Below are 24,301 nucleotides of genomic sequence, written 5' to 3'. Positions count from 1 at the left end.
GGCGGGCGGACCGGATCGTCGTCTATCCTCCGATTCGAGTGGGGCTTCACTCGGCCTCACGACATCGCTTGAGGAGGTGGGTCCGGTTCCCGGTACCGACGCAGGGACCGACAACGGCGTGGCGGAGCAGCCCGAGGGCCGGGGCGCGGACGCGTCCGCGGAGTCGACCGTCGAGCGCAGCGCGCGCTTCGAGCGGGACGCGCTCGAATTCCTCGACCAGATGTACTCGGCCGCGCTGCGCATGACGCGCAACCCGGCCGACGCCGAGGACCTGGTGCAGGAGACCTACGCCAAGGCGTACGCGTCCTTCCACCAGTTCCGCGAGGGCACCAACCTCAAGGCGTGGCTGTACCGGATCCTCACCAACACCTTCATCAACTCCTACCGCAAGAAGCAGCGCGAGCCCCAGCGCAGCGCCGCGGAGGAGATCGAGGACTGGCAGCTCGCCCGCGCCGAGTCGCACATGTCGACGGGTCTGCGCTCCGCCGAGTCGCAGGCGCTCGACCACCTGCCCGACTCGGACGTGAAGGAAGCGCTCCAGGCGATCCCCGAGGAGTTCCGCATCGCCGTGTATCTCGCGGACGTCGAGGGCTTTGCGTACAAGGAGATCGCGGACATCATGGGGACACCCATCGGCACGGTGATGTCCCGGCTGCACCGGGGCCGCCGGCAACTGCGCGGCATGCTCGAGGACTACGCCCGCGAGCGCGGGCTGGTCCCGGCGGGCGCCGGAGAGTCGGACGAAGCGAAAGGCTCGGGCTCATGAGCTGCGGAGAGCCGCACGAGACGGACTGCGGTGAGGTACTCGACCACCTGTACGAGTTCCTCGACAGTGAGATGCCGGAAGTCGATCGCACCAAGTTCGAGCACCACTTCGAGGAGTGCTCGCCGTGCCTCGAGAAGTACGGCCTCGAGCAGGCCGTGAAGAAGCTGGTCAAGCGGTGCTGCGGGCATGACGACGTCCCCGCGGACCTGCGCGCCAAGGTGATGGGCCGGATCGAGCTGATCCGCTCCGGCGGTACCGTCCCCGAGCGCGACGTGACCGCGGCCCCGGTGACCCCCCGGGAGTCCTGACACACGCCCGACCCACGTCACTCGTACGTGCTAATCCGCGGGTTATCGGCCCGCGGAGCGCCCCCCGGCCGTCCTAGGCTCCCGTAGTGGACTGGCATGACCGGGGGAGGGCGGCATGGAGGCGGTTGCGCCGCAGGCCCGTGCGTACGTCGCCTGTGTCGTCCTGTGCGTCCTGCTCTGTCTGCTGCCGCTGCCGCTGACGCACACGCCCTGGTGGGCGCTCGCCCTGCTCGCCGCGGTCTACGCGGCCTGCAAGCAGTTCGCCCGGCACAGCCTCGCGGGGCCCTTCTACCCCGTGCTGCTCGCCGCCGCCTTCCTGCTTCCGCCGCCCGCCGCCGCGCTCGTCCCGCTGCCGGGCGCCCTGCTGACCCCGGCCGGGCAGCGCCCCGAGACGCTGCGCCGCGTCTGGCGGGCCGCCCAGCTCGCCCTCGCCGTGTGGGCAGCCGCCCGCACGCACTGGTCGCTGGGCGGCCGCGACGCCGTCGTCGGCTCCGACTTCCCCTACGCCCTCGTGCCCGCCGCGGCCGCCGTGGCCGTGTTCTGCCTGGTGCTCACCGCGCTGGACGGCGGCATCCTCGCCCTGGCCGAACAGGTGCCCGTGCGCCGCGCCTGGCAGGGCACCTTCGCCCGCTCCCTCGCGCCGATCGCGGTGCACGGCCTGGCCGGCCTGATGATGGCCGTCCTCTGGCGCAGCCCCTACGGGCCGGTCGCCGCGCTGCTGGTGCTGCTGCCCATGTGCGTGTCCTGGTGGGCGTACGCGCAGTACCACCGCGAGCGGGCCGCTCACCAGGCGACCATCCGCGCGCTGGTCCAGGCCGTCGACATCAAGGACGGCTACACGCGCGGGCACAGCGAACGGGTCGGGCACGCCTCGATGATGATCGCCCGCGAGCTCGGCATGGACGACGAGCGCGTGGAGGTGCTCCGCTTCGCGGGGATCCTGCACGACGTGGGCAAACTGGGCGTCCCCACCCGGCTGCTGCGCAAGGACGGCCCGCTGACCCCCGAGGAGCGCCGGGTCATCGAGCTGCACCCCGAGTACGGGCACGAGATGGTCCGCGGCATCTCCTTCCTCGGGGAGGCCCGCGCGGCGATCCTGCACCACCACGAGCGGCTGGACGGCAGCGGATACCCCTACGGGCTGACGGGCGGGCAGATCCCCGAGTGCGCGCGCGTGGTGGCCGTCGCCGACGCCTTCGACGCGATGACCTCCACCCGTTCCTACCGGCGGGGCCGCCCGGTCGGGGCCGCGCTGGAGGAGCTGGAGCGCTGCGCGGGCGCCCAGTTCGACCCGCGGATGGTCACCGCGCTCACGCGCGCCCTCGACCGCCACGGCTGGCACCCGGCCGTCACGGCCGACGAACCGGCGGCCCAGGCCGTCGATCCGGCGGCCCAGGCCGTCGATCCGGCGGCCCAGGCCGTCGATCCGGCGGCCCAGGCCGTCGAACCGCCGCCCGCGTCCGCGCCCGCGTCCGCGTCCGGGACCGCGCCCGCGCCCGCGCCCGCGTCCGGGACCGCGCCCGCGCCCGCGCCCGCGTCCGGGACCGCGCCCGCGCCCGACCCGGCGGTCCCCGCCACCCCCGGACCCCGGGACGTGCGCCGGTGAGACGGCCGCAACGGTGGTGCCCGCTCCTGCCCCTGGTGCTGATGCGCGCGGCCGCCCTCCTGGTCGCGCTGTTCTCGCTGGGCGTGACCCTCTGGGGCGGTCTGGAGGAACGCGGGGCCGCCCTCGCCTTCGGGCTGCTCGTGCTGGTGGGCGAGCTCGCCCGGTGGAGCGGGCCGGACGTCCGCGAGGCCGCACCGCTCGGGGCCGCCGGCGCGCTGTCGTACGCCCTGCTGGGCGAGGACGCCGGGCGGCCCACCCACCACGGCGCCTTCCAGGTCGTCGCGGTCGTGCTGGCCGCCGGCCTGCTCGGCAGCGTGCCGCACATCGCGCGCGGACGCGGGCCCACCTCGGACCACCTGGCGCGGCGGATCCTCACCGTCGCCTTCGCCGCCGTCTGCTTCCAACCGCTCTACGGGCAAGGGGTGTTCGAGGACTGGAGCGGACCGGCCTACGCGCTGCTGCTGCTCGCGCTGCTGGCGCTCACCGCGCTGTGCGGCGCCGTGCTCGCCGCCGCGGCCGGCCACTGCCGCACCCGGTGGCCCTTCGGCCCGCTGCTGCGCGAGGAACTGCGGGGACTGCTCGGCATCGGCTCGGCGGTGTGCGCCACCGGCGCGGTGATGGCGCTCGCGGTCGCCGTCGTGGGCCTGTGGGCGCTGCCCGTGTTCTCGCTGCCCCTGCTGCTCGCCCAGCTCTCCTGCCGGCGGTACGCGGCCGTGCGGGCCACCTACCGGCAGACCATCGCCTCGCTCGCCAGGGCCACCGAGGTGGCGGGCTGCACCCCGGCCGGGCACGCCCGGCGCGTCGCCGCGCTCAGCCGTGCCGTGGGCAGCGACCTGGGCCTGTCGGGCCCGGAGCTGACCGTGCTGGAGCACGCGGCGCTCATGCACGACATCGGGCAGCTCAGCCTCGTCGACCCGGTGCCCGCGGGCGCGACGGCCTGCCTGCCCGCCGAGGAGCAGCGGCGCATCGCCCTGCTCGGGGGCGCCGTCGTACGGCAGACCGGGGTCGACGCCCGGATCGCCGTGGTGGTGGAGCGGCAGGCCGACCCCTGCCGGGAGCAGCCGCTGCCCGCGCGGATCGTGCGGGCCGTCAACGCCTACGAGGAGAAGGCGCGCGACGCCGGACCCGGCGGCCCCCTCAAGGCACTGGAGGAACTGCGCCTGGCCACCGCGGGCGACTACGCCCCCGAGGTGGTGGAGTCCCTGGCGCGGGTGCTCTCGCGCGACTGTCTGACCCGGCCCCCGCTGGGGTAACCCATGGGTAATGAGCGACCTTCCAGCCGCACGTGGTTGGATGCGAAGGAGAGGGTGTCCGGGGGCATAAGCCAGCCCACTGAACGGAACTGGCAGGCGGGAATCGTGAGGATCTTCGGCAAGGGACGGCATCGGCCCTCCGCCTCCTGGCGGCAGGCCACCGACCGTGCGTTCACCCTGATCGGTGACGGCCGGTACGAGGACGCGGGCGCGCTCCTGACACGCGCCGCCGATCTGGAGCCCTGGCTTTCGGAGTCCTGGTTCAACCTCGCCCTGCTGCACAAGTTCCGGCACGACTGGGAGCAGGCCAGGACGGCGGGCCTGCGGGCCGTGGCCCTGCTGGAGAGGGAGACCGGCGCGCCCGACTGGTGGAACGTCGGCATCGCCGCCACCGCGCTGCAGGACTGGCCGCTGGCCCGGCGGGCCTGGCAGGCCTACGGCCTGAAGGTGCCCGGGGGCATGGCCGCCGCCGGGGAGCCGACCGGCATGGAGCTGGGCAGCGCGGCCGTGCGCCTGTCGCCGGAGGGCGAGGCCGAGGTGGTGTGGGGCCGGCGCCTGGACCCGGCCCGCATGGAGGTGCTGTCCATCCCGCTGCCGTCCTCCGGGCGGCGCTGGGGCGAGGTCGTGCTGCACGACGGGGTGCCCCACGGGGAGCGGACCACCGCCGCGGGCCACACCTACCCCGTCTTCGACGAGATCGAGCTGTGGGCGCCCTCGCCCGTGCCCACCTGGGTGGTGCTGCTGGAGGCGGCGACCGAGGCCGACCGCGACGCGCTGGAGCAGCTCGCCGCCGACGCCGGGTTCGCCGCCGAGGACTGGTCGTCCTCCGTACGGCTGCTGTGCCGTACCTGCTCGGAGTCCCGGATGCCCTCCGACGAGGGCGACGGCACGCACCTCGACCCGCACGACCACAGCGAGCCGGGGCACCCGGGGCCGCTCGGTCACCGCACCGACGGGCAGCTGTGGGTGCCGGAGCGCGAGTGCGGGGTGGCCGCGCCCGCCTCGCTGGTGCGCGGGCTGCTGGACGGCTGGGTCGCCGACAGCCCGGACTCGCGGGACTGGCGGGACCTGGAAGAGGTCTGCTGAGCACTGCCCGTACTCTTTATCGGCAACACTCGTTCCAGGAAGGCAGGCACAGGTCGGTCATGGCGCAGCAGGACACGGATCAGCAGCACCCGGGCGTGCTCCCCGTCGACGAGGAGGGCTACGTCGTCGACACGGAGGACTGCGAGGAGCGCGAGACGGCCTGGCGCGAGCGCGGCACCTCCCGGCCGATCACGGTCGTCGGGAACCCCGTGCTGCACAAGGAGTGCAAGGACGTCACCGAGTTCGGCGAGGAACTGGCGCAGCTGGTCGCGGACATGTTCGCCAGCCAGCGCACCGCCGAGGGCGTGGGCCTGGCCGCCAACCAGATCGGCGTGGACCTGAAGGTCTTCGTCTACGACTGCCCCGACGACGAGGGCGTCCGGCACGTCGGTGTGATCTGCAACCCCAAGCTGGTCGAGCTGCCCGCCGACCGGCGCCGCCTGGACGACAGCAACGAGGGCTGCCTGTCGGTGCCGACCGCCTACGCGCCGCTCGCCCGTCCCGACTACGCCGAGGTCACCGGGCAGGACGAGAAGGGCAACCCGGTCAAGGTGCGCGGCACCGGCTACTTCGCCCGCTGCCTCCAGCACGAGACCGACCACCTCTACGGCTACCTCTACATCGACCGGCTCTCCAAGCGTGAACGCAAGGACGCGCTGCGGCAGATGGCCGAGAACGAGCCGCGCTACCCCGTCGTCGCCAACGACTGACCCTCTCGCTCGCACCACGCGCCCGACCGGACTCGCCCGGCCGGGCGCGTTCATGTGTGCGCCACACAATCGATCCCTTGTACGCCCCGTCGATTCATATTCAGACACACAAGGGGATATTCTCGGCATCCAGGGGTGGTGAGTGAAGCAAATCCGTTCCCAGACCGGTCAGTTGTGGTGCTGAATGGGAGTGCGGGGATGAGCGACGGCGTGCGCCCGGCACGACGAAGGGGGCGGACGCACAACTGGCGGCTGAGAGGGGTTTGTTCGTGCCAGCTTTCCCACACAGCACCACATCGACAGCGGTCGCAGTCCCACCATCGCTTGCTCTCCCGGTGATCGAGGCCGCGTTTCCCAGGCAACTCCATGCCTATTGGCCAGAACTCCAGGAGAAGACGCGCTGCTGGCTGCTGGAAAAACGGCTCATGCCCGCGGACAAGGTGGAGGAATATGCCGACGGCCTGTGCTACACCGACCTCATGGCGGGCTACTACCTCGGCGCACCCGACGAGGTGCTCCAGGCGATAGCCGACTACAGCGCGTGGTTCTTCGTCTGGGACGACCGCCACGACCGCGACATCGTCCACGGCAGGCCCGCCGCCTGGCGGCGGCTGCGGCAGGCGCTGCACACGGCCCTGGACTCCCCCCAGGACCATCTGCACCACCAGGACGCCCTGGTCGCCGCCTTCGCGGACAGCGTGCTGCGCCTGTACTCGTTCCTGTCGCCGGACTGGAACGCCCGGTTCGCGCGGCACTTCCACGCGGTGATCGAGGCGTACGACCAGGAGTTCCACAACCGCACCGAGGGCGTCGTGCCCACGGTCGGTGAATACCTGGCGCTGCGCCGGCTCACCTTCGCGCACTGGATCTGGACCGACCTGCTGGAGCCGAGCGCGGAATGCGAACTCCCGGACGCCGTGCGGAAACACCCCGCGTACCGGCGCCCCGCACTGCTCAGCCAGGAATTCGCCGCCTGGTACAACGACCTGTGCTCGCTGCCCAAGGAAATCGCGGGCGACGAGGTGCACAATCTCGGGATCAGTCTCGTGAAACACGAGGGACTGACCCTCGAGGAGGCCGTCACGGAAATGCGGCGGCGCATCGAGGAATGCATATCGGATTTCCTCGACGCGGAAAACGAGGCGTTACGTCTCGCGGACCGTCTCGCGGACGGCACGGTGCGGGGGAAGGAACTCGGTGCCGCGGTGCGGGCCTGTGTCGGCAATATGCGGAACTGGTTCAGTTCCGTCTACTGGTTCCACCACGAATCGGGCCGGTACATGGTCGACAGCTGGGACGACCGGTCCACGCCCCCGTACGTCAACAACGAAGCGGCAGGTGAGAAATGACCGTCGAGTCGGTGCAACCCGAAAGCCGCCCGGAACCGGCCGCCGCGCCGGACGAGCCGCCCGCCGGGCAGCTCCTCGAACCGCCCGTCGCCGGCGGCGCGGTCCCCTTCCTCGGACACGGCCTGAAGCTGGTCCGCGACCCGCTGGGCTTCATGTCCGGGCTGCGCGACCACGGCGACGTCGTCCGCCTCAGGCTCGGCCCCAAGACGGTCTACGCCGTCACCGCGCCCACCCTCACCGGCGCGGTGGCCCTCAGCCCCGACTACATCATCTCCGGACCCCTGTGGGAGTCCCTGGAGGGCCTGCTCGGCAAGCAGGGCGTGGCCACGGCCAACGGCGCGCTGCACCGGCGCCAGCGCCGCACCATCCAGCCCGCCTTCCGGCTCGACGCCATACCCGCCTACGGCCCGATCATGGAGGAGGAGGCGCACGCGCTGACCGCGCGCTGGAGCTCGGGGGAGGTCGTCGACTGCACCGCGGAGTCGTTCCGGATCGCGGTGCGCATCGCGGCCCGCTGCCTGCTGCGCGGGCAGTACATGGACGAGCGGGCCGAGCGGCTGTGCGCCGCGCTCGCCACCGTCTTCCGCGGCATGTACCGGCGGATGGTGGTCCCGCTCGGGCCCCTGTACCGGCTGCCCCTGCCGGGCAACAGGGAATTCAACCGGGCGCTGGCCGATTTGCACCTCCTGGTCGACGAGATCGTCGCCGAGCGCCGCGCATCCGGTCAAAAGCCGGACGATTTGCTGACGGCATTGCTGGAGGCGAAGGACGAAAATGGCGAGCCCATCGGGGAGCAGGAGATCCACGACCAGGTGGTCGCGATACTCACCCCCGGGAGCGAAACCATCGCCTCCACGGTGATGTGGTTGCTTCAGGCACTTGCCGCGCATCCCGAACACGCTGACCGCATCCGCGCCGAGGTCGATTCTGTGACCAATGGTCGACCGGTCGGATTCGACGACGTCCGCAGGCTCACCCACACCAACAATGTCATCGTGGAGACGATGCGTCTGCGGCCCGCCGTATGGATTCTGACGCGGCGGGCGGTCGCCGACACCGAACTCGGTGGCTATCGCATTCCGGCCGGGGCGGACATCATCTACAGTCCGTACGCAATCCAGCGCGATCCGCGGTCGTACCCGGACCACCTCGAGTTCGACCCCGACCGGTGGCTTCCGGAACGGTCCAAGGACGTACCGAAATACGCCATGAGCCCGTTCAGTGTGGGCAACCGCAAGTGCCCCAGCGACCACTTCTCGATGGCCCAGCTCTCCCTGGTCACCGCCGCGGTGGCGACCAGGTTCCGGCTGGAGCAGGCGCCCGGGTCCAACGACGCGGTCAGGGTGGGCATCACGCTCCGTCCGCACAACCTGCTGGTGCGGCCGCTCGCGCGCTGATCGCGGGCGGCGGACGCCGAGCGCCGGCGCCGAGCGGTGAGCGCCGGCGCCGAGCGGTGAGCGCCGGCGCCGAGCGGTGACGGGGTCCGGCGGCGCGCGGTCAGGCGGCCTCCGGGCCCCGGAACGCGCGCCGGTAGGCGTTGGGCGTGGTGCCCAGCGCCCGGACGAACTGGTGCCGCAGCGCGGCCGCCGTGCCGAAGCCGGCCCGGTCCGCGATGGAGTCCATCGTCTCGTCCGTCGCCTCCAGCAGATCCTGCGCCAGCAGCACGCGCTGGCGCAGGATCCAGCGGTACGGAGTCGTGCCCGTCTCCTGCTGGAAGCGGCGGGCGAAGGTCCGCGGCGACATGTGCGCCCGGGCGGCGAGCTGCTCCACGGTCACCTCCTCGTCGAGGTGCTGCTCCATCCAGGCCAGCACCTCGCCCACCGTGTCGCAGCGGGACTTGGGCAGCGGCCGCTCGATGTACTGCGCCTGCCCGCCGTCCCGGTGCGGCGGCACCACCATCCGCCGGGCGATCTTGTTGGCGACCTCGGGGCCCTGCTCCTTGCGCACGATGTGGAGGCAGGCGTCGATGCCCGCGGCCGTGCCCGCCGAGGTGATCACCGGGTCCTCGTCCACGTAGAGCACGTCCGGCTCGACCACCGCGCGCGGGTACTGCCGGGCCAGCTCGGCCGCGTGGTGCCAGTGCACCGCGCAGCGCCGCCCGTCCAGCAGCCCCGCGGCCCCGAGCACGAACACCCCGGAGCACACGCTCAGCACCCGCGCGCCCCGGTCCACGGCCCGCCGCAGCTCCGCCAGCAGCCCGGGCGGGTAGCGGCGGCTGGGGAAGTCGTTCCCGGCCGGCACGGCGATCAGGTCGGCCTCCTGGAGCCGGTCGAGCCCGTACGGCGTGCTCACGCTGAGCCCGCCCACGTGCGTGCCCAGCGCCGGGCCCTCGGCGGAGACCACCGCGAAGTCGTACACCGGCAGTGCGTCGTCGCTGCGGTCGATACCGAAGACCTCGCAGACGACACCGAGTTCGAAGGGATGCACTCCGTCCAGCAGGACGGCGGCCACGTTCTTCAGCATGCCTCCAGTCTGCCCGAGGAGTGGCAGGAATTTGAAGCTTTACGGCAGTCCTGCCACTCACGGTAAGGAGCATCCGGCGCGAGAGTGGTGTGCATGAACACGAACCAGATCCAGGCCCTGATAGGAATGCTCGCGACCTTCGGACTGCTGGTCCTGATGGTCCTGCCCTCGGTGATCGGCATCGTGCGCGACCGGCGCATCGACCGCCAGATCGAGAACGCTCAGAAGTCCTCGTCCAGGTCCACGGTGCCCTCCACCGCCACCTGGTACGCCGAGGGACGCCGCTCGAAGAAGTTGGTCAGCTCCTGAACGCCCTGAAGCTCCATGAAGGAGAACGGGTTCTCCGAGCCGTACACCGGGGCGAAGCCGAGCCGCGTCAGACGCTGGTCGGCGACGCACTCCAGGTACTGCCGCATGGAGTCGGTGTTCATCCCCGGGAGGCCGTCGCCGCACAGGTCGCGCGCGAACTGCAGCTCGGCCTCGACGGCCTCCCTCAGCATGCCGGTCACCTGCCGGCCGAGCTCCTCGTCGAAGAGGTCCGGCTCCTCCTTGCGCACGGTGTCCACCACGTCGAAGGCGAACGACATGTGCATCGTCTCGTCGCGGAACACCCAGTTGGTGCCGGTGGCCAGCCCGTGCAGCAGGCCCCGGCCGCGGAACCAGTAGACGTAGGCGAAGGCGCCGTAGAAGAACAGGCCCTCGATGCACGCGGCGAAGCAGATGAGGTTGAGCAGGAAGCGCCGGCGGTCGGCCTTCGTCTCCAGCCGCTCCAGCCCCTCCACCGAGTCCATCCACCGGAAGCAGAACTCCGCCTTCTCGCGGATGGAGGGGATGTTCTCCACCGCCGCGAACGCGGCCGCCCGGTCGCCGGGATCGGGCAGATAGGTGTCCAGCAGCGTCAGGTAGAACTGGACGTGCACGGCCTCCTCGAACAGCTGCCGGCTCAGGTACAGCCGTGCCTCGGGTGAGTTGATGTGCTTGTAGAGCGTCAGCACCAGGTTGTTGGCCACGATCGAGTCGCCCGTCGCGAAGAACGCGACCAGCCGGCCGATCAGGTGCTGCTCGCCGGGGCTCAGCCTGGCGAGGTCGGCGACGTCGGAGTGGAGGTCGACCTCCTCCACCGTCCAGGTGTTCTTGATGGCGTCCCGGTAGCGCTCGTAGAAGTCGGGGTAGCGCATGGGGCGCAGGGTCAGCTCGAAGCCCGGGTCGAGCAGGTTGGCGTTCCGGGTGGTCGTCACTGGCAGGCCTCGCAGGACTCGGGGTTCTCAAGGGAGCAGGCGACCGCTTCGGGGTCGGCCGGCTGCTGTACGGGGACGGTGGCGCGGGCCGCGCGGGCGATCCTCGTCGCCGGGCGGGAGCGCAGGTAGTACGTCGTCTTCAGCCCGGACTTCCAGGCGTAGGCGTACATCGAGGAGAGCTTGCCGATGGTCGGCGTCTCCATGAACAGGTTCAGGGACTGCGCCTGGTCCAGGAACGGGGTGCGGGCCGCGGCCATGTCGATCAGGGCACGCTGCGGGATCTCCCACGCCGTGCGGTACAGCCGCCGCACGTCCTCGGGGATCCACGCGAAGTCCCGCACCGACCCGTTCGCCTCGCGCAGCGCCTCACGGGTGCGGGCGTCCCACACGCCGAGCCGCTTCAGCTCCGCCACCAGGTAGGAGTTGACCTGGAGGAACTCCCCGGACAGCGTCTCGCGCTTGAACAGGTTCGAGACCTGCGGCTCGATGCACTCGTACGCGCCCGCGATGGACGCGATGGTGGCGGTCGGCGCGATGGCCAGCAGCAGGGAGTTGCGCATGCCGACCGCGGCGATCCGCTCGCGCAGGGCCGCCCAGCGCTCCGGCCAGGTGAACCCGACGTCGTAGTGGTCGGGGTGCAGCACGCCCCGCGCGGCACGGGTCTTCTCCCAGGCGGGCAGCGGGCCGTCCCGGTCGGCGAGGTCGGCGGAGGTCTCGTAGGCGGCCAGCATGATCCGCTCCGCGAGGCGGGTGGACAGCTGTCTCGCCTCGGGGGAGTCGAAGGGCAGGCGCAGCTTGAAGAACACGTCCTGCAGGCCCATCGCGCCGAGGCCCACCGGACGCCAGCGGGCGTTGGAGCGGCCCGCCTGCCCGGTCGGGTAGAAGTTGACGTCGACGACGCGGTCGAGGAAGGTCACGGCGGTACGGACCGTCTCGTCCAGCCGCTCCCAGTCGATGCCGCCGTCGGTCACGAACGCCCCCAGGTTGACCGAGCCGAGGTTGCAGACCGCCGTCTCCCCGTCGTCGGTGACCTCCAGGATCTCCGTGCACAGATTCGAGGAGTGGATGACGTGACCCGGCTCGGCGGTCTGATTGGCGGTGCGGTTGGCGGCGTCCTTGAAGGTCATCCAGCCGTTGCCGGTCTGCGCCAGGGTGCGCATCATCCGGCCGTACAGCTCCCGGGCCGGCAGCGTCCGGCGCGCGAGCCCGGCCGCCTCGGCCCGGCGGTAGGCGGCGTCGAACTCCTCGCCCCACAGGTCGGTGAGCTCCGGCACGTCCGCCGGGGAGAACAGCGACCACTGGCCGTCGGCGTTCACCCGGCGCATGAACTCGTCCGGGACCCAGTGCGCGAGGTTCAGGTTGTGGGTGCGCCGGGCGTCCTCGCCGGTGTTGTCGCGCAGCTCCAGGAACTCCTCGATGTCCGAGTGCCAGGTCTCCAGGTAGACCGCGGCCGCGCCCTTGCGCCGGCCGCCCTGGTTCACGGCGGCCACCGAGGCGTCCAGCGTCTTCAGGAACGGCACGATGCCGCCTGAGTGCCCGTTGGTGCCGCGGATCAGCGAACCCCGGGAGCGGACGCGGGAGTAGGCGATGCCGATGCCGCCGGCGTGCTTGGACAGCCGGGCGACCTGGTGGTAGCGCTCGTAGATGCTGTCCAGCTCGTCCCTGGGGGAGTCGAGCAGGTAGCAGGACGACATCTGGGGGTGCCGGGTGCCGGAGTTGAACAGGGTGGGGGAGGAGGGCAGGTAGTCCAGGCGGCTCATCAGCCCGTACAGCGCGGCCACTTCGTCCGCCGCGCCGGAGGTGCCGTCCTTCGCGAGACCGGCCGCGACGCGCAGCAGGAAGTGCTGCGGCGTCTCGATCACCTTCCGGGTGAGCGGGTGGCGCAGCAGGTAGCGGCTGTGCAGGGTGCGCAGTCCGAAGTAGCCGAAGCGGTCGTCGGCGGCCGGGTCGGCCAGGGCGTCCAGACGCGCGCCGTGCAGGCGTACGAACTCGGCGGTCCGGTCGGCGATCAGGCCCTCGCGGTGTCCGGCCTCGATGGACGCGGTGAAGGAGGTGACGCCCTGGGAGGCGGCCTCGGCGCGGATGGCGAGGGTCAGGAGCCTGGCGGCCAGCCGGGAGTAGGCGGGGTCCTCGGAGATGAGTCCGGCGGCCGCCTCGGTGGCCAGTTCCCGCAGCTCCGCCTCGTCGGCGTGCGCCGACCGGCCGCGCAGCGCGGCGGCGGCGACCCGGCCGGGGTCGGTGTCGGGGAGGTCGGCGGTCAGTTCGGTCAGGGTCCGCAGCAGCGCGGCTCCCGGACCGTCGTCCACCGAAGTCGCTGGGGCCGGATCGGCTGGCGCGATGGTCACGTGGGGCTCTCCCTCGCTCGGCACGGGAACCTCGCCGAGGGCAGGGGGCGGCACACGCGCGCACTACGGCGCCGCGTCCACCGGCCCATTCCGCGAGGCCCGGACGTCTGGGCACCCGGCCGGACGGCCGGGCGCACTGTCGGCAGGTCCTCGGACTGACGCGAGTGCGGGCTCAACACGCGGACGAACGCGATGAAGGCGACGAACGCCGATGAACACGCACACGTACACCGTTGCGGGACAGTTCCGGATTCACACCGGATTCCCCTGCGGCGACAGCGAGCATGAGCATACATCTTGTGCCGGGAGAGTCGACCACCCCCATATGTTGTGCCGCTCGTGGCGCGCCGTACGGACCGCGGAAAGTGTCAGAGCGTCAGCTCATAGGTGATCAGCAGCAGGTCGCCGAGCTCCGGAAGCGGGTTCCAGTCGCGCTCGGGGGTGCGCACGAAGCCCAGGCGCTCGTAGATGCGATGGGCCGCGCGCATGGTCCGCTGGGAGGACAGCACCACGCGGACGCAGCCCTCGACCGCCCGCGCGCGCTCCAGGCAGGCGCGCACCAGGGCCTCGCCGGCGCCCCGTCCGCGGGCCGCGTGCGCGACCGCGAGCATCCGTATCTCCGCCTCGCCCGGTCCGGATATGTCGGCCATGGGGCCGCCGCGGGGCACGAACGTCACTCCGCCCATCACTCGGCCCTCCGCCACGGCGACCAGCACCTCGGCGGCGGCCGCCCGCTTCGCCACGTCCCGCAGCTCGCCGAGGTAGGCGTCGCTCTCCCCGAAGTCGAGCAGACCGTCCCGGAGATAGGCCTGGGCGGTGATCTCGCCCAGAGCCGCGTACTCGCCGGGCTCCGCCGGCCGGATCACGATGTCCATGAGCCGAGTGTGCCGGACGGGTACGACAGCGGGCCGCCGGATTTCCCCGGCGGCCCGCTCACGGTGCGTCGGATCAGTGCGCGCTGCCCGCCGTGGCCGGCGGCAGTTCGACCTGGACGCCGGGGTCGCCCGCGTCCGCCGTGTAGTCCTCGGGGCGGGTCTCGTCCACGCCCTCGGGCGCCTTGAGCGCCTTGAGCGCGAAGGTGAGGACGACCGCGACGGCCAGGTTCAGCACGAACGCCGTCATGCCGATGTAGCCGATCTCGCCGATGCCCGGGATCTCCTTGGCCGAGCCGCCGAAGTGCTTCTGCGTGGGCGAGGCGACCCCGTAGGCGGCGACCGTGCCGTAGACCATGCCGACCGCCCAGCCGGCCAGCAGCGCCCAGCGGTGGAACCAGCGGGTGAACAGGCCGCCCACCAGGGCCGGGAAGGTCTGCAGGATCCAGATGCCGCCCAGCAGCTGGAAGTTGATGGCGACCGTCTTGTCCATGGTCAGGACGAAGACCAGCGCGCCCACCTTCACCAGCAGCGACACGATCTTGGAGACCCGGGTCTCCTCCTTGGCCGTGGCGCCGGGCTTGATGAAGTCCTTGTAGATGTTGCGGGTGAACAGGTTGGCGGCGGCGATCGACATGATCGCCGCCGGAACCAGCGCGCCGATGCCGATCGCCGCGAAGGCCACGCCCGCGAACCAGCTCGGGAACATGTCCTCGAACAGCTGCGGGATGGCCAGCTGACCGTTGGTCACCTTCACACCGGCCGCGATCGCCATGAAGCCGAGCAGCGCCAGCAGGCCCAGCATCAGCGAGTACAGCGGCAGGATGGTGGTGTTGCGGCGGATCACCTCACGGCTGCGCGAGGACAGCGTCGCGGTGATCGAGTGCGGGTACATGAAGAGCGCGAGCGCGGAGCCGAGGGCGAGCGTCGCGTACGTCCACTGGCCCGCCTCCGCGGGCACGAGTGCGCCGCGCGGCTTGCCGGTGGCCGGGTTGGTCTGGCCGAAGGCCGCGGTCGCCTTGGCGAAGATGTCGTCGAAGCCACCCAGCTTGATCGGGATGTAGATGATCGCGACCGCGATGACGATGTAGATGAGCGCGTCCTTCACGAACGCGATCAGCGCGGGCGCCCGCAGCCCCGAGGAGTAGGTGTACGCCGCCAGCACGCCGAAGGCGATCAGCAGCGGCAGGTCCTTCACGAACCAGTTGGTGCTGTCGCCGCCGCCGACGCCCATCACGTCCAGCACCGCCTGGATGCCGACGAGTTGCAGCGCGATGTACGGCATGGTCGCGAGGATGCCGGTGAGCGCCACCGCCAGCGACAGGCCCTTGGAGCCGAACCGGCCGCGCACGAAGTCCGAGGTCGTCACGTATCCGTGCCGGTGCGAGACCGACCACAGCCGGGGCAGGAAGGTGAAGATCAGCGGGTACACCAGGATCGTGTACGGCACCGCGAAGAAGCCGGCCGCGCCGGTCGCGTAGATCGCCGCCGGCACCGCCACGAAGGTGTACGCCGTGTAGAGGTCGCCGCCGAGCAGGAACCACGTGATCCAGGTGCCGAACGACCGTCCGCCCAGGCCCCATTCGTCCAGGCTGTGCTCGTTGTCGGGCCTGCGCCAGCGGGCGGCCAGGAAGCCCATGACGGTGACGAGCAGGAAGAAGAAGATGCAGACGCCGAGCGCGACGCCGTTGACACCGGTCTTCACTTCGCCTCGCCCCCGTTCGCGCTCCGGGCGGCGCGGCCGCGCTGGTCACGCTGCCACAGCTTGTAGGCGGTCATCGTCAGCGCCGTGGAGACGATCACCCACAGCATCTGGTACCAGTAGAAGAACGGGATGCCGAGGAACGCGGGATCGGTCTTGGCGTACGAACCGACCCACAGCATCGCCACGAACGGTGCGACGAGGCAGATCCCGATGGCCACCCGCAGGGGTGTCACCGTCCCTCCGCCGACTTCTGCTTCTGGGGCATCTGACATGTGGTGCTCCGTCCCCTCGCTGATCACCGGTGTAACGCGCAGGCAATCTAGGTCACGGTGCCGAGGGAACGGAACCCCTTGTCCGCATACCTTCTCGTGCGGGAGGGCGGCGGCCGCCTCAGTCGGCGGGCCGCTTCAGGCGCGCCACGAACTTGTAGCGGTCGCCCCGGTAGACGGAACGCACCCATTCCACCGGATTGCCCTCCCGGTCCAGGGAGTGCCGGGACAGCAGCAGCATCGGCAGCCCCACGTCGGTGCCGAGCAGTGCCGCCTCGCGCGGGGTGGCGAGCGAGGTCTCGATGGTCTCCTCGGCCTCGGCGAGGTGGACGTCGTAGACCTCGGCCAGGGCGGTGTAGAGCGAGGTGTACTTCACGAGCGAACGGCGCAGCGCCGGGAAGCGCTTGGCCGACAGGTGCGTGGTCTCGATGGCCATCGGCTCGCCGTTGGCCATGCGCAGCCGCTCGATGCGCAGCACGCGTGAGCCGGCCGTGATGTCGAGCAGTTCGGCGAGCCGGTCGTCGGCGGTGATGTAGCCGATGTCGAGCAGCTGCGAGGTCGGCTCCAGGCCCTGGGCGCGCATGTCCTCGGTGTAGGAGGTCAGTTGCAGCGCCTGGGAGACCTTGGGCTTGGCGACGAAGGTGCCCTTGCCCTGGATGCGTTCCAGCCGGCCCTCGACGACCAGTTCCTGAAGTGCCTGGCGCACGGTGGTGCGCGAGGTGTCGAACTCGGCCGCCAGCGTCCGCTCGGGCGGCACCGGTGTGCCCGGCGCCTGCGTCTGCGTCATGTCGAGCAGGTGCTTCTTCAGGCGGTAGTACTTGGGCACGCGCGCGGTACGGACGGTCGCCCCACCCTCGTTCTCCGCACTGCTGACGTCGGTGCTCATGCTCTGCCTTCCCGGCTCCAGGTGCCGAAGCGACCGACATCCCCATCGGCCACGGCTCACATCGTGGCACGGCTTCGTGCGCCGGGTCCTCACCCGCACGCTCCGTGATCTCCTCTGTATACCGTCGTGACCGTGGTTGGTCTAGTCCATCTCCCGGGCGAAGGGAGTGGTCCACGCGCGCGAGCGGGCGCGCGTGGGGGAGTGGGCGCCGGTGGTCCAGTGCGCGCCCCGACGGAACCCGCGCGTCCGTTTGGCCGGTTGAGCAATGAAAGGTCCCTGCATATCGCGGTCCCATAACGGACGTCGAGAGCGCGCTTGAGCACCCTTGACAGCCCTATTGGTCTGGGCCAAGCTCCCCGTACTGGTCTACACCATTGGTCCAGGTCCCGGCCCCACGGGCGGTATGCGTTGACGCTTCGAGCCACGGGGAGGCAGGGGGGTTTTGTGGCATCCCTGAGGAGGGTGGCGTGAAGCGCAAGCTGGCAGCCGCGATCGGTGTCGCGGGCATGATGGTCTCCATCGCGGCATGCGGTAGTGACAACGGCGGGGGGTCGGACAAGGGCGCGGACGCCAAGGAGCTGACCGTCTGGCTCACCGTGGACGCGCAGAACAACTGGCCCGAGCTGGTGAAGGCCGCCGACGCGGCCGTCGTGAAGAACCACCCGGGCCTGAAGATCAAGCACGAGTACTACGGCTGGCCCGACAAGAACACCAAGCTCGACGCGGTGCTCGCCACCGACAAGGTCCCCGACGTGGTCGAGATGGGCAACAGCGAGATGCTGGGCTACATGGTCAAGGGAGCCTTCGCCCCGGTCGACCCGGCCAAGTTCGACAACTCCTCGGCCTGGCTCGACGGTCTGAAGACCTCGGTGACCTACGAGGGCAAGACCTACGGCGTGCCGTACTACGCGGGCGGCCGTGTGGCCACCTGGCGCAAGGACGTGATGGCCGCGGCCGGCGTCAAGTCCGTGCCGAAGACCTACCAGGAGCTCACCGCCGACCTGGACAAGGTGCAGAAGAAGCAGGGCGACAAGTTCAGCGCCTGGTACCAGCCCACGCGCGACTGGTACGCCGGCATGTCCTTCGTCTACGACGCGGGCGGCTCCATCGCCAAGGAGGAGGGCGGCCAGTGGAAGGCCAACCTCTCCTCGCCGGAGTCCCTCAAGGGCCTGAACGAGTTCAAGAACGTCATCGACCAGTACATGCACGGTGACAAGACCAAGGACGAGTCCGACCGGTACATCGTCTACGGCCAGGGCAAGTCGGCGATGATGTTCGCCGCCGCCTGGGAGGGCGCCACCGCGGCCGACCCGAAGAACGACAAGACGGGCAAGCTCAAGGACAACCTCGAGAACTTCGTGATGCCCGGCCCGTCCGGCAAGAACATGCCGGTCTTCCTCGGCGGTTCCGACCTCGCCGTCCCGGTGAAGTCCAAGGCGCAGGCGCTGGCCGCCGAGTGGATCAACGCCTTCACCGGCCCCTCCGGCCAGAAGGGCCTGATGGCCAAGGGCAACCTGCCCAACAACAAGACCGACCTCGCGACCCTGAAGAACGACCCCGCCACGGTCGTCCCCGCCACCGCGGCCGAGTCCAACTGGTTCGTCCCGATGGCCCCCGGCTGGGGCCAGGTCGAGAAGGCCCAGGTGCTGCAGACCATGCTGCAGAACATCGGCACCGGCAAGAAGTCGGTAGAGGCCGCCGCCAAGGAGGCGGACGCCGCGATCGACAAGGTCATCAACACCAAGTGACCCGAGCGCAGGGCTCTGCCGCCGGCAGGGCCCTGCCTCCCGTACGGCCGTGCGCGGACCCGCGTCCGCGCACGGCCGTACGGGGGCTTCGCCTTCGTACGACCCTTTGAGGGACCGCTGAGGAGCGCGCGATGAGTGCCGCAGACACCACCACCCCCGCCAAGGTGCCGCCGCCGCGGCAGGCACCCCCACCGCCCGCGGCGGCACGGTCCGGCCGACGGCGGGCCACCTCGGGCCAGGCGGCGACCCCGTGGCTGCTGCTCGCGCCCTGCCTGCTCATCCTGGCCCTGGTCATGGCCTATCCGCTGGTCCGGCTGGTCACCCTGTCCTTCCAGAAGTTCGGCCAGCCGCAGCTGTGGGGCTTCCAGTCGGCCGACTGGGTCGGACTCACCAACTTCACCCAGGTGCTGACCGACGGCGAGTTCTGGGCGGTCGTCCTGCGCACGGTGGTGTTCGCGGTCGGCTCCGTGGTGTTCACCATGGTCATCGGCATGGCGATCGCGCTGCTCCAGCAGCGGGTCTCCGGCTGGGTGAAGACCCTGATCAACATCGTGCTGGTGGCGAGCTGGGGCATGCCCGTCATCGTGGCCACCACCGTCTTCAAGTGGCTCTTCGACTCCGACTACGGCGTTTTCAACGCGCTCCTCAGCAAGCTGCCCGGCGTGCACATGATCGGGCACAACTGGTTCGCCAGCGGCCCCGAGGGCCTGGCCGTGATCATGCTCCTGGTGGTCTGGGGCGCCGTGCCCTTCGTGGTCATCACCCTCAGCGCCGGCCTGACCCAGGTCCCCAGGGAACTGGAGGAGGCCGCGCGCCTGGACGGCGCGGGCGCCTGGGGCGTCTTCCGCTATGTCACCCTCCCGGTCCTCAAGCCCATCATCGTGATGCTCACGACCCTGTCGGTGATCTGGGACATGGGCGTCTTCCCCCAGGTGTTCGTCATGCGCGGCGGCCACCCGGAGGCGGAGTTCCAGGTCCTCAACACCTACTCCTACGACCGCGCCTTCGTGGTCAACGACTACGCGCAGGGCTCGGCGATCGCCCTGATCACCGTGTTGCTGCTGCTGGGCGTGGTCGCCGTCTACATGCGCCAGATGCTGAAGATCGGAGAGGTCGAATGAGCGCCACCGCGACGGCCGGACGGCGCAGGTCCAGGCTCGGCTGGAACCTGCTCGGCCTCCTCGTCTTCGTCATCGCCGGCTTCCCCCTCTACTGGATGCTCAACACGGCGTTCAAGCCGGCCAAGGACGCCATCGACCCGGACCCGAGCCTGCTGCCCACCGGCGTCACCCTGGACAACTTCCGCCGCGCCCTGGACATCTCCGACTTCTGGGGCCCGGTCGGCCGCAGCCTCGTGGTGTCCCTGTCTGTCGTGGTGATCGGCATGGTCGTCGGCATGCTGGCCGCGCTCGCCATCTCCCGCTTCGCCTTCCGCGGCCGCAAGGTCGTGATCGTGGGCATCCTGGCGGTCCAGATGGTGCCGCTGGTCGCCATGATCATCCCGGTCTTCCTGCTGCTCAACGACCTGAAGCAGTACGACAAGCTGACCGGCCTCATCATCACCTACCTCACGTTCATCCTCCCCTTCACGGTGTGGACCCTGCGCGGATTCATCGTCAACATCCCCCGGGAACTGGAGGAGGCGGCCATGGTCGACGGCTGCTCCCGCACCGGCGCCTTCATCCGGGTGGTCTTCCCGCTGCTCGCCCCCGGCATGGTCGCCACCTCGGTCTACGGTTTCATCCAGGCCTGGAACGAGTACATCTACGCCCTGATGCTGCTGAGCCAGGAGCACCAGACCGCGACCGTCTGGCTCGGCAACTTCACCACCAAGCACGGCACCGAGTACGCCCCGATGATGGCCGGAGCCACGATGATGGCCGTGCCGATCGTCGTCCTGTTCCTCATCGTCCAGCGCAAGATGGCCGCGGGCCTGACCGCGGGCGCCGTGAAGGGATAACGCCACCCGATGACGACATTCGCCAGCGGAACCACTGCGTCCAACTCGGAGAACGACAGTCTGACGCGTGACGCGCTCACCGTCCTCCAGCCCGGCTTCACCGGCACCAAGGCTCCCGACTGGCTGCTGCGCCGGCTCGGCGAGGGCCTCGCCTCGGTCGGCCTCTTCGGCCGCAACATCACCTCCCGTGAACAACTCTCCGAACTGACCGCCCAGTTGCGCGCCGAACGCGAGGACGTCCTGGTCGCCATCGACGAGGAGGGCGGCGACGTCACCCGTCTGGAGGTGCGCACCGGCTCCAGCTTCCCCGGCAACCACGCCCTCGGCGCGGTGGACGACGTGCACCTGACGCGCGCCGTCGCCCGCGAACTCGGCCGGCGCCTCGCCGAGTGCGGGGTGAACTTCAACTGGGCCCCCTCCGCCGACGTCAACTCCAATCCCGCCAACCCGGTCATCGGCGTCCGCTCCTTCGGCGCCGGCACCGCCCTGGCCGCCCGGCACACCGCCGCCTACGTCACCGGCCTGCAGTCCGCCGGCGTCGCCGCCTGCACCAAGCACTTCCCCGGCCACGGCGACACCGCCGTCGACTCCCACCACGCCCTGCCCCGCATCGACGTGGACGCCTCCGTCCTCCACGAGCGCGAACTGGCACCCTTCCGCGCGGCGATCGAGGCCGGCACCAAGGCCGTGATGAGCGCCCACATCCTGGTCCCGGCCCTGGATCCGGACCGTCCGGCAACGTTGTCCAACTGGGTGCTGACCGACCTCCTTCGCGGTGAGATGGGGTACGACGGCCTGATCGTCACCGACGGCATGGAGATGCGGGCCGTCGCCGGCACCTACGGCATCGAGCGGGGCAGCGTCCTCGCCGTCGCGGCCGGCGCCGACGCGATCTGCGTGGGCGGCGGCCTCGCCGACGAGGAGACGGTCCGCCGGCTGCGCGACGCCCTGGTCGAGGCCGTCCGCGCCGGTGAACTGCCCGAGGAGCGGCTCGCGGACGCGGCCGGGCGGGTGCGCGCGCTCGCCCGCTGGACGGCGGCCGCCGCCTCGCACCGGCCCGGCGCCGGCGACGAGGAGGTCGGCCTGCGAGCGGCCCGCCGCGCCCTGAGGGTCACGCCCGGCGAGACGTTCATCCCGTTCACCCCGCTCACCGCACCGCCCTACGTCGCCGCGCTCACCCCGGTCGCCAACATCGCCGTCGGTGACGAGACGCCCTGGGGCGTGGCGGCGGAGCTCGCCCACCTGCTGCCCGGCACGCTGACGGGGACCTTCGCCGGTGACGACGCCGGTCGCGAGATCCTCGGGGCGGCCGGCGACCGCCGCGTGGTCGCCGTGGTGCGCGACGAGCACCGGCACCCCTGGATGGCCGCCGCCCTCGACGCCCTGCTGGCCGCCCGCCCCGACACGATCGTGGTCGAGATGGGCGTCCCCCAGGCCTCCCCCCGGGGCGCCCTCCACATCGCCACCCACGGCGCCGCCCGGGTCTGCGGCCGCGCGGCTGCGGAGGCCATCGCGGGCACCGGGATCCCGACCGCCTAGCCCGGATACGGCGAAGGTGCCGCTCACCCCGCCTCGGGGTGGCCGGCACCTTCTGCGGGCGCGGCGACCCCGGGGCTATATGCCCTGCCAGTCCGGCTTGTTGGCGTAGGTGTGGCGGAAGTAGCCGGCCAGCTTCAGCTTGGCGGCGGCGGGCTCGTCGACCACGACGGTGGCGTGCGGGTGGAGCTGGAGCGCGGATGCCGGGCAGACGGCGGCGACCGGTCCCTCGACGGTCGCGGCGACCGCGTCGGCCTTGCCCTCGCCCGTGGCCAGCAGCACCAGGTGGCGGGCCTCCAGGATGGTGCCGATGCCCTGGGTGATGACGTGGTGCGGCACCTGCTCGACGTCGCCGTCGAAGAAGCGGGCGTTGTCCACGCGGGTCTGCTCGGTCAGCGTCTTGATCCGTGTGCGGGAGGCGAGCGAGGAGCACGGCTCGTTGAACCCGATGTGCCCGTCGGTGCCGATCCCGAGCAGCTGGAGGTCCACTCCGCCCGCGCCGGCCAGCGCCCGGTCATAGGCCTCGCAGGCCGCCTGCACGTCCTGTGCGGTGCCGTCGGGCCCGAGGAAGGCGTCCATCTTGATCCCGAGCGGCTCCAGCACCTCGCGCCGCAGCACGGAGCGGTAGGACTCCGGGTGGTCGGCGGGCAGCCCCACGTACTCGTCGAGCTGGGCGATCCGCGCCCGTGAGGTGTCCACGGCGCCTGATGCCACCTTGGCCGCCAGGGCCTCGTAGACGGGAAGGGGTGTCGAGCCCGTGGCCACGCCGAGCAGCGCGTCGGGCTTGCGTCGCAGCAGTCGTGCCATGGCCTCGGCGATGAGCTCGCCGCCCGCTCTGGCGTCCGGAACGATGACAACTTCCACGCTGGGCCTGCCGATCTGAGGGGTACCGGGGAGGGGACCGCACCCGGGAACGAGGGGTGATGTGGTTTAGACCAATCTAACAGAATCGGCCCCTGTCGAGGGGTGGTCCGCGAGCCCATGTCCGCTCCTCCTCCGCCATTTGTCTATCGATCGCTACAGAAAGACCGTACAACAGCCCGCCGACATTTCTCTAGTGCCCGCTATAGAATCACCCCATGGAGCGAATCGAGCAGACGAACCCGCAGGTCAGGGCGGTGGAACGGGTCGAGCGGGGTGCGCCGGCCGAGTCGGCCGAGCGTGCCTCCCGGCGCCGGGGGCGCCCCCGTTCCTTCGACCGCGCCACCGCGCTCGAGAAGGCGGTCCTCGCCTTCTGGGAGCACGGGTACGAGGCCACCTCCGTCTCCGACCTCACCCGCGCCATGGGTATCGGCGCCCCGAGCCTGTACGCCGCCTTCGGTGACAAGCAGGCGCTCTTCACCGAGGCCGTGCGGGTCTACGACGAGCGCCACCGCTCCTTCGCACCCCGCGCCCTGGCCGAGGAGCCCACGGCCCGCGCCGCCGTGGAGCGGCTGCTGCGGGAGGCCGCCGTCACGTACACGGCTCCCGGTCACCCGCACGGGTGCCTCGTCCTGCACGCCGCGACCAACTGCACCAGCCCCGAGGTCGAGGAGCTCCTGCGCGAGCGGCGCGAAGCCGACATCGCCGCCTTCCGGAGCCGTATGGAACAGGGTGTCGCGGCGGGGGAGCTGCCCGCGGACACCGACACCGGCGCGCTCGCCCGGTACGTCGGCGCCCTGATCCAGGGGATGTCGCAGCAGGCGCGCGACGGCGCGAGCCGCGGGGAACTGGAGGCACTGGCGGAAATTGCCATGGCCATCTGGCCCCGTGGCTGATCCGGGCGGGCTAGGCTGCGGGTGGACGCCGGACCGGCCGGGGTCGGTGAAGAAACGACAACGAACGACTTCCCGCTCATGGACAGCCCGAAGTGGTCTAGTCCACAATGCTGGAAGTAGCCTCGAACGGCGCAACGCACGCCGAGTCCGCGCACGACGTCCGCACACATGACCTCCGCCTTCCCCGCACAGGAAGGCGGACCGAGGAACCGGGGCTCTCTGCCCTGACCGCACCGGCTCCTCGACCTTCGGCCGACCGGGACCGCACACCCCACGGCCGATTCTGCTCCGGGCTGCGGTGCCGGGAGGGTTGAGGGTCCCTCTCAGGCGCCGCGGCCCGCGGGTGTCTTCGGGGCCCGCCCCGCTCCGGCCTCCGCGCCCCGCCCTCCGCGCACGGGACCCTCCCCGGCTGTTCGAACGCCGGCCAAAAGCCCAGGTACGCTC

The 24,301-nt window shown here is 71.0% G+C and carries 22 protein-coding genes and 1 riboswitch; of the genes, 14 read left to right on the top strand and 8 right to left on the bottom strand.

Going from position 1 to position 24,301, the window contains the following annotated elements:
• Window positions 1-76 precede the first annotated feature (76 nt).
• From sigR to IE217_RS17000, 8 genes are all read left to right on the top strand, one after another.
• Window positions 77-766 (top strand): RNA polymerase sigma factor SigR, encoded by a 690-nt coding sequence (gene sigR / locus IE217_RS17035; RefSeq protein ID WP_190178715.1) that lies wholly within the window; start codon window positions 77-79, stop codon window positions 764-766.
• Window positions 763-1,074: a mycothiol system anti-sigma-R factor gene (gene rsrA, locus IE217_RS17030; RefSeq protein WP_190178714.1), complete on the top strand. Its 312-nt coding sequence runs from the start codon at window positions 763-765 to the stop codon at window positions 1,072-1,074. The genes sigR and rsrA overlap by 4 nt, the downstream gene beginning before the upstream one ends.
• Window positions 1,075-1,189: 115 nt before the next feature.
• A complete protein-coding gene (locus IE217_RS17025) occupies window positions 1,190-2,680 on the top strand; it encodes an HD-GYP domain-containing protein (RefSeq protein ID WP_229865350.1) in 1,491 nt (496 codons plus the stop codon).
• Between the two features lie 41 nt (window positions 2,681-2,721).
• On the top strand, window positions 2,722-3,933 hold the full coding sequence (locus IE217_RS17020) for an HD-GYP domain-containing protein (protein WP_190178854.1): 1,212 nt from the start codon (window positions 2,722-2,724) through the stop codon (window positions 3,931-3,933).
• A 105-nt stretch (window positions 3,934-4,038) separates the two neighbouring features.
• Window positions 4,039-5,019, top strand: a complete 981-nt coding sequence (locus IE217_RS17015) for a tetratricopeptide repeat protein (RefSeq protein ID WP_190178713.1) — start codon at window positions 4,039-4,041, stop codon at window positions 5,017-5,019.
• A 59-nt stretch (window positions 5,020-5,078) separates the two neighbouring features.
• On the top strand, window positions 5,079-5,729 hold the full coding sequence (gene def / locus IE217_RS17010) for a peptide deformylase (RefSeq protein WP_190178712.1): 651 nt from the start codon (window positions 5,079-5,081) through the stop codon (window positions 5,727-5,729).
• Between the two features lie 269 nt (window positions 5,730-5,998).
• Window positions 5,999-7,078, top strand: coding sequence for an epi-isozizaene synthase (gene cyc1 / locus IE217_RS17005; RefSeq protein WP_190178711.1), 1,080 nt, complete (start codon window positions 5,999-6,001; stop codon window positions 7,076-7,078).
• Entirely contained in the window at window positions 7,075-8,475 is a 1,401-nt protein-coding gene (locus tag IE217_RS17000; RefSeq protein ID WP_190178710.1) for a bifunctional albaflavenone monooxygenase/terpene synthase, read from the top strand. The genes cyc1 and IE217_RS17000 overlap by 4 nt, the downstream gene beginning before the upstream one ends.
• Window positions 8,476-8,575: 100 nt before the next feature.
• Here IE217_RS17000 and IE217_RS16995 read toward each other — a convergent pair whose 3' ends face one another.
• Complete coding sequence (locus IE217_RS16995) at window positions 8,576-9,541, bottom strand: GlxA family transcriptional regulator (protein WP_190178709.1); 966 nt, start codon at window positions 9,539-9,541, stop codon at window positions 8,576-8,578.
• 93 nt (window positions 9,542-9,634) lie between these two features.
• Here IE217_RS16995 and IE217_RS16990 point away from each other — a divergent pair, with 93 nt between their 5' ends.
• Window positions 9,635-9,850 (top strand): hypothetical protein, encoded by a 216-nt coding sequence (locus tag IE217_RS16990; protein WP_190178708.1) that lies wholly within the window; start codon window positions 9,635-9,637, stop codon window positions 9,848-9,850.
• Here IE217_RS16990 and IE217_RS16985 read toward each other — a convergent pair.
• From IE217_RS16985 to IE217_RS16960, 6 genes are all read right to left on the bottom strand, one after another.
• Window positions 9,763-10,719 carry a ribonucleotide-diphosphate reductase subunit beta gene (locus IE217_RS16985; RefSeq protein ID WP_229865360.1) on the bottom strand — a complete coding sequence of 319 codons (957 nt, stop codon included), beginning with the start codon at window positions 10,717-10,719 and terminating at the stop codon, window positions 9,763-9,765. The genes IE217_RS16990 and IE217_RS16985 overlap by 88 nt on opposite strands.
• A gap of 56 nt (window positions 10,720-10,775) precedes the next feature.
• Window positions 10,776-13,124 carry a ribonucleoside-diphosphate reductase subunit alpha gene (locus tag IE217_RS16980; protein WP_190178707.1) on the bottom strand — a complete coding sequence of 783 codons (2,349 nt, stop codon included), beginning with the start codon at window positions 13,122-13,124 and terminating at the stop codon, window positions 10,776-10,778.
• A 124-nt stretch (window positions 13,125-13,248) separates the two neighbouring features.
• Window positions 13,249-13,416, bottom strand: a riboswitch (cobalamin riboswitch).
• A gap of 76 nt (window positions 13,417-13,492) precedes the next feature.
• Window positions 13,493-13,999: a GNAT family N-acetyltransferase gene (locus IE217_RS16975; protein ID WP_190178706.1), complete on the bottom strand. Its 507-nt coding sequence runs from the start codon at window positions 13,997-13,999 to the stop codon at window positions 13,493-13,495.
• Between the two features lie 73 nt (window positions 14,000-14,072).
• Complete coding sequence (gene mctP, locus IE217_RS16970) at window positions 14,073-15,701, bottom strand: monocarboxylate uptake permease MctP (protein ID WP_190178705.1); 1,629 nt, start codon at window positions 15,699-15,701, stop codon at window positions 14,073-14,075.
• Entirely contained in the window at window positions 15,698-15,973 is a 276-nt protein-coding gene (locus tag IE217_RS16965) for a DUF3311 domain-containing protein (RefSeq protein ID WP_190178704.1), read from the bottom strand. Before IE217_RS16965 ends, mctP begins: the two co-directional genes overlap by 4 nt.
• 118 nt (window positions 15,974-16,091) lie before the next feature.
• The gene (locus IE217_RS16960; protein ID WP_190178703.1) at window positions 16,092-16,856 is read right to left on the bottom strand and encodes a GntR family transcriptional regulator; all 765 of its coding nucleotides are present in this window, start codon (window positions 16,854-16,856) and stop codon (window positions 16,092-16,094) included.
• A gap of 467 nt (window positions 16,857-17,323) precedes the next feature.
• Between IE217_RS16960 and IE217_RS16955 the strand changes: the two genes are divergently transcribed.
• The 4 genes from IE217_RS16955 to IE217_RS16940 all read left to right on the top strand — a co-directional run bounded on the left by IE217_RS16955 (window position 17,324) and on the right by IE217_RS16940 (window position 22,103).
• Window positions 17,324-18,604 (top strand): extracellular solute-binding protein, encoded by a 1,281-nt coding sequence (locus IE217_RS16955; protein WP_190178702.1) that lies wholly within the window; start codon window positions 17,324-17,326, stop codon window positions 18,602-18,604.
• 131 nt (window positions 18,605-18,735) lie between these two features.
• Window positions 18,736-19,725: a carbohydrate ABC transporter permease gene (locus IE217_RS16950; RefSeq protein WP_190178701.1), complete on the top strand. Its 990-nt coding sequence runs from the start codon at window positions 18,736-18,738 to the stop codon at window positions 19,723-19,725.
• On the top strand, window positions 19,722-20,564 hold the full coding sequence (locus IE217_RS16945; protein ID WP_190178700.1) for a carbohydrate ABC transporter permease: 843 nt from the start codon (window positions 19,722-19,724) through the stop codon (window positions 20,562-20,564). Before IE217_RS16950 ends, IE217_RS16945 begins: the two co-directional genes overlap by 4 nt.
• Window positions 20,565-20,573: 9 nt before the next feature.
• Window positions 20,574-22,103, top strand: a complete 1,530-nt coding sequence (locus IE217_RS16940; RefSeq protein ID WP_190178699.1) for a glycoside hydrolase family 3 protein — start codon at window positions 20,574-20,576, stop codon at window positions 22,101-22,103.
• Between the two features lie 75 nt (window positions 22,104-22,178).
• On the opposite strand, the gene nagB is transcribed toward IE217_RS16940, so the two are convergent.
• Window positions 22,179-22,964, bottom strand: a complete 786-nt coding sequence (gene nagB, locus IE217_RS16935) for a glucosamine-6-phosphate deaminase (protein WP_190178698.1) — start codon at window positions 22,962-22,964, stop codon at window positions 22,179-22,181.
• Window positions 22,965-23,179: 215 nt separating this feature from the next.
• Between nagB and IE217_RS16930 the strand changes: the two genes are divergently transcribed.
• Complete coding sequence (locus tag IE217_RS16930; RefSeq protein WP_190178697.1) at window positions 23,180-23,857, top strand: TetR/AcrR family transcriptional regulator; 678 nt, start codon at window positions 23,180-23,182, stop codon at window positions 23,855-23,857.
• Window positions 23,858-24,301: the final 444 nt, after the last annotated feature.

Source organism: Streptomyces naganishii JCM 4654 (assembly GCF_014650575.1).
Taxonomy (GTDB): Bacteria; Actinomycetota; Actinomycetes; order Streptomycetales; family Streptomycetaceae; genus Streptomyces; species Streptomyces naganishii.
Note: the sequence above shows the minus strand (reverse complement) of the source record. Positions and strands in the feature narration are given on the sequence as shown.

Coding starts and splice junctions, on each gene's coding strand:
- rsrA (WP_190178714.1), top strand. CDS start 763: ATGAGCTGCGGAGAGCCGCACGAGACGGACTGCGGTGAGGTACTCGAC.
- IE217_RS17025 (WP_229865350.1), top strand. CDS start 1,190: ATGGAGGCGGTTGCGCCGCAGGCCCGTGCGTACGTCGCCTGTGTCGTC.
- IE217_RS17020 (WP_190178854.1), top strand. CDS start 2,722: ATGCGCGCGGCCGCCCTCCTGGTCGCGCTGTTCTCGCTGGGCGTGACC.
- def (WP_190178712.1), top strand. CDS start 5,079: ATGGCGCAGCAGGACACGGATCAGCAGCACCCGGGCGTGCTCCCCGTC.
- IE217_RS17000 (WP_190178710.1), top strand. CDS start 7,075: ATGACCGTCGAGTCGGTGCAACCCGAAAGCCGCCCGGAACCGGCCGCC.
- IE217_RS16995 (WP_190178709.1), bottom strand. CDS start 9,541: ATGCTGAAGAACGTGGCCGCCGTCCTGCTGGACGGAGTGCATCCCTTC.
- IE217_RS16990 (WP_190178708.1), top strand. CDS start 9,635: ATGAACACGAACCAGATCCAGGCCCTGATAGGAATGCTCGCGACCTTC.
- IE217_RS16985 (WP_229865360.1), bottom strand. CDS start 10,719: ATGCGCTACCCCGACTTCTACGAGCGCTACCGGGACGCCATCAAGAAC.
- IE217_RS16975 (WP_190178706.1), bottom strand. CDS start 13,999: ATGGACATCGTGATCCGGCCGGCGGAGCCCGGCGAGTACGCGGCTCTG.
- IE217_RS16965 (WP_190178704.1), bottom strand. CDS start 15,973: ATGTCAGATGCCCCAGAAGCAGAAGTCGGCGGAGGGACGGTGACACCC.
- IE217_RS16960 (WP_190178703.1), bottom strand. CDS start 16,856: ATGAGCACCGACGTCAGCAGTGCGGAGAACGAGGGTGGGGCGACCGTC.
- IE217_RS16950 (WP_190178701.1), top strand. CDS start 18,736: ATGAGTGCCGCAGACACCACCACCCCCGCCAAGGTGCCGCCGCCGCGG.
- IE217_RS16945 (WP_190178700.1), top strand. CDS start 19,722: ATGAGCGCCACCGCGACGGCCGGACGGCGCAGGTCCAGGCTCGGCTGG.
- IE217_RS16940 (WP_190178699.1), top strand. CDS start 20,574: ATGACGACATTCGCCAGCGGAACCACTGCGTCCAACTCGGAGAACGAC.
- IE217_RS16930 (WP_190178697.1), top strand. CDS start 23,180: ATGGAGCGAATCGAGCAGACGAACCCGCAGGTCAGGGCGGTGGAACGG.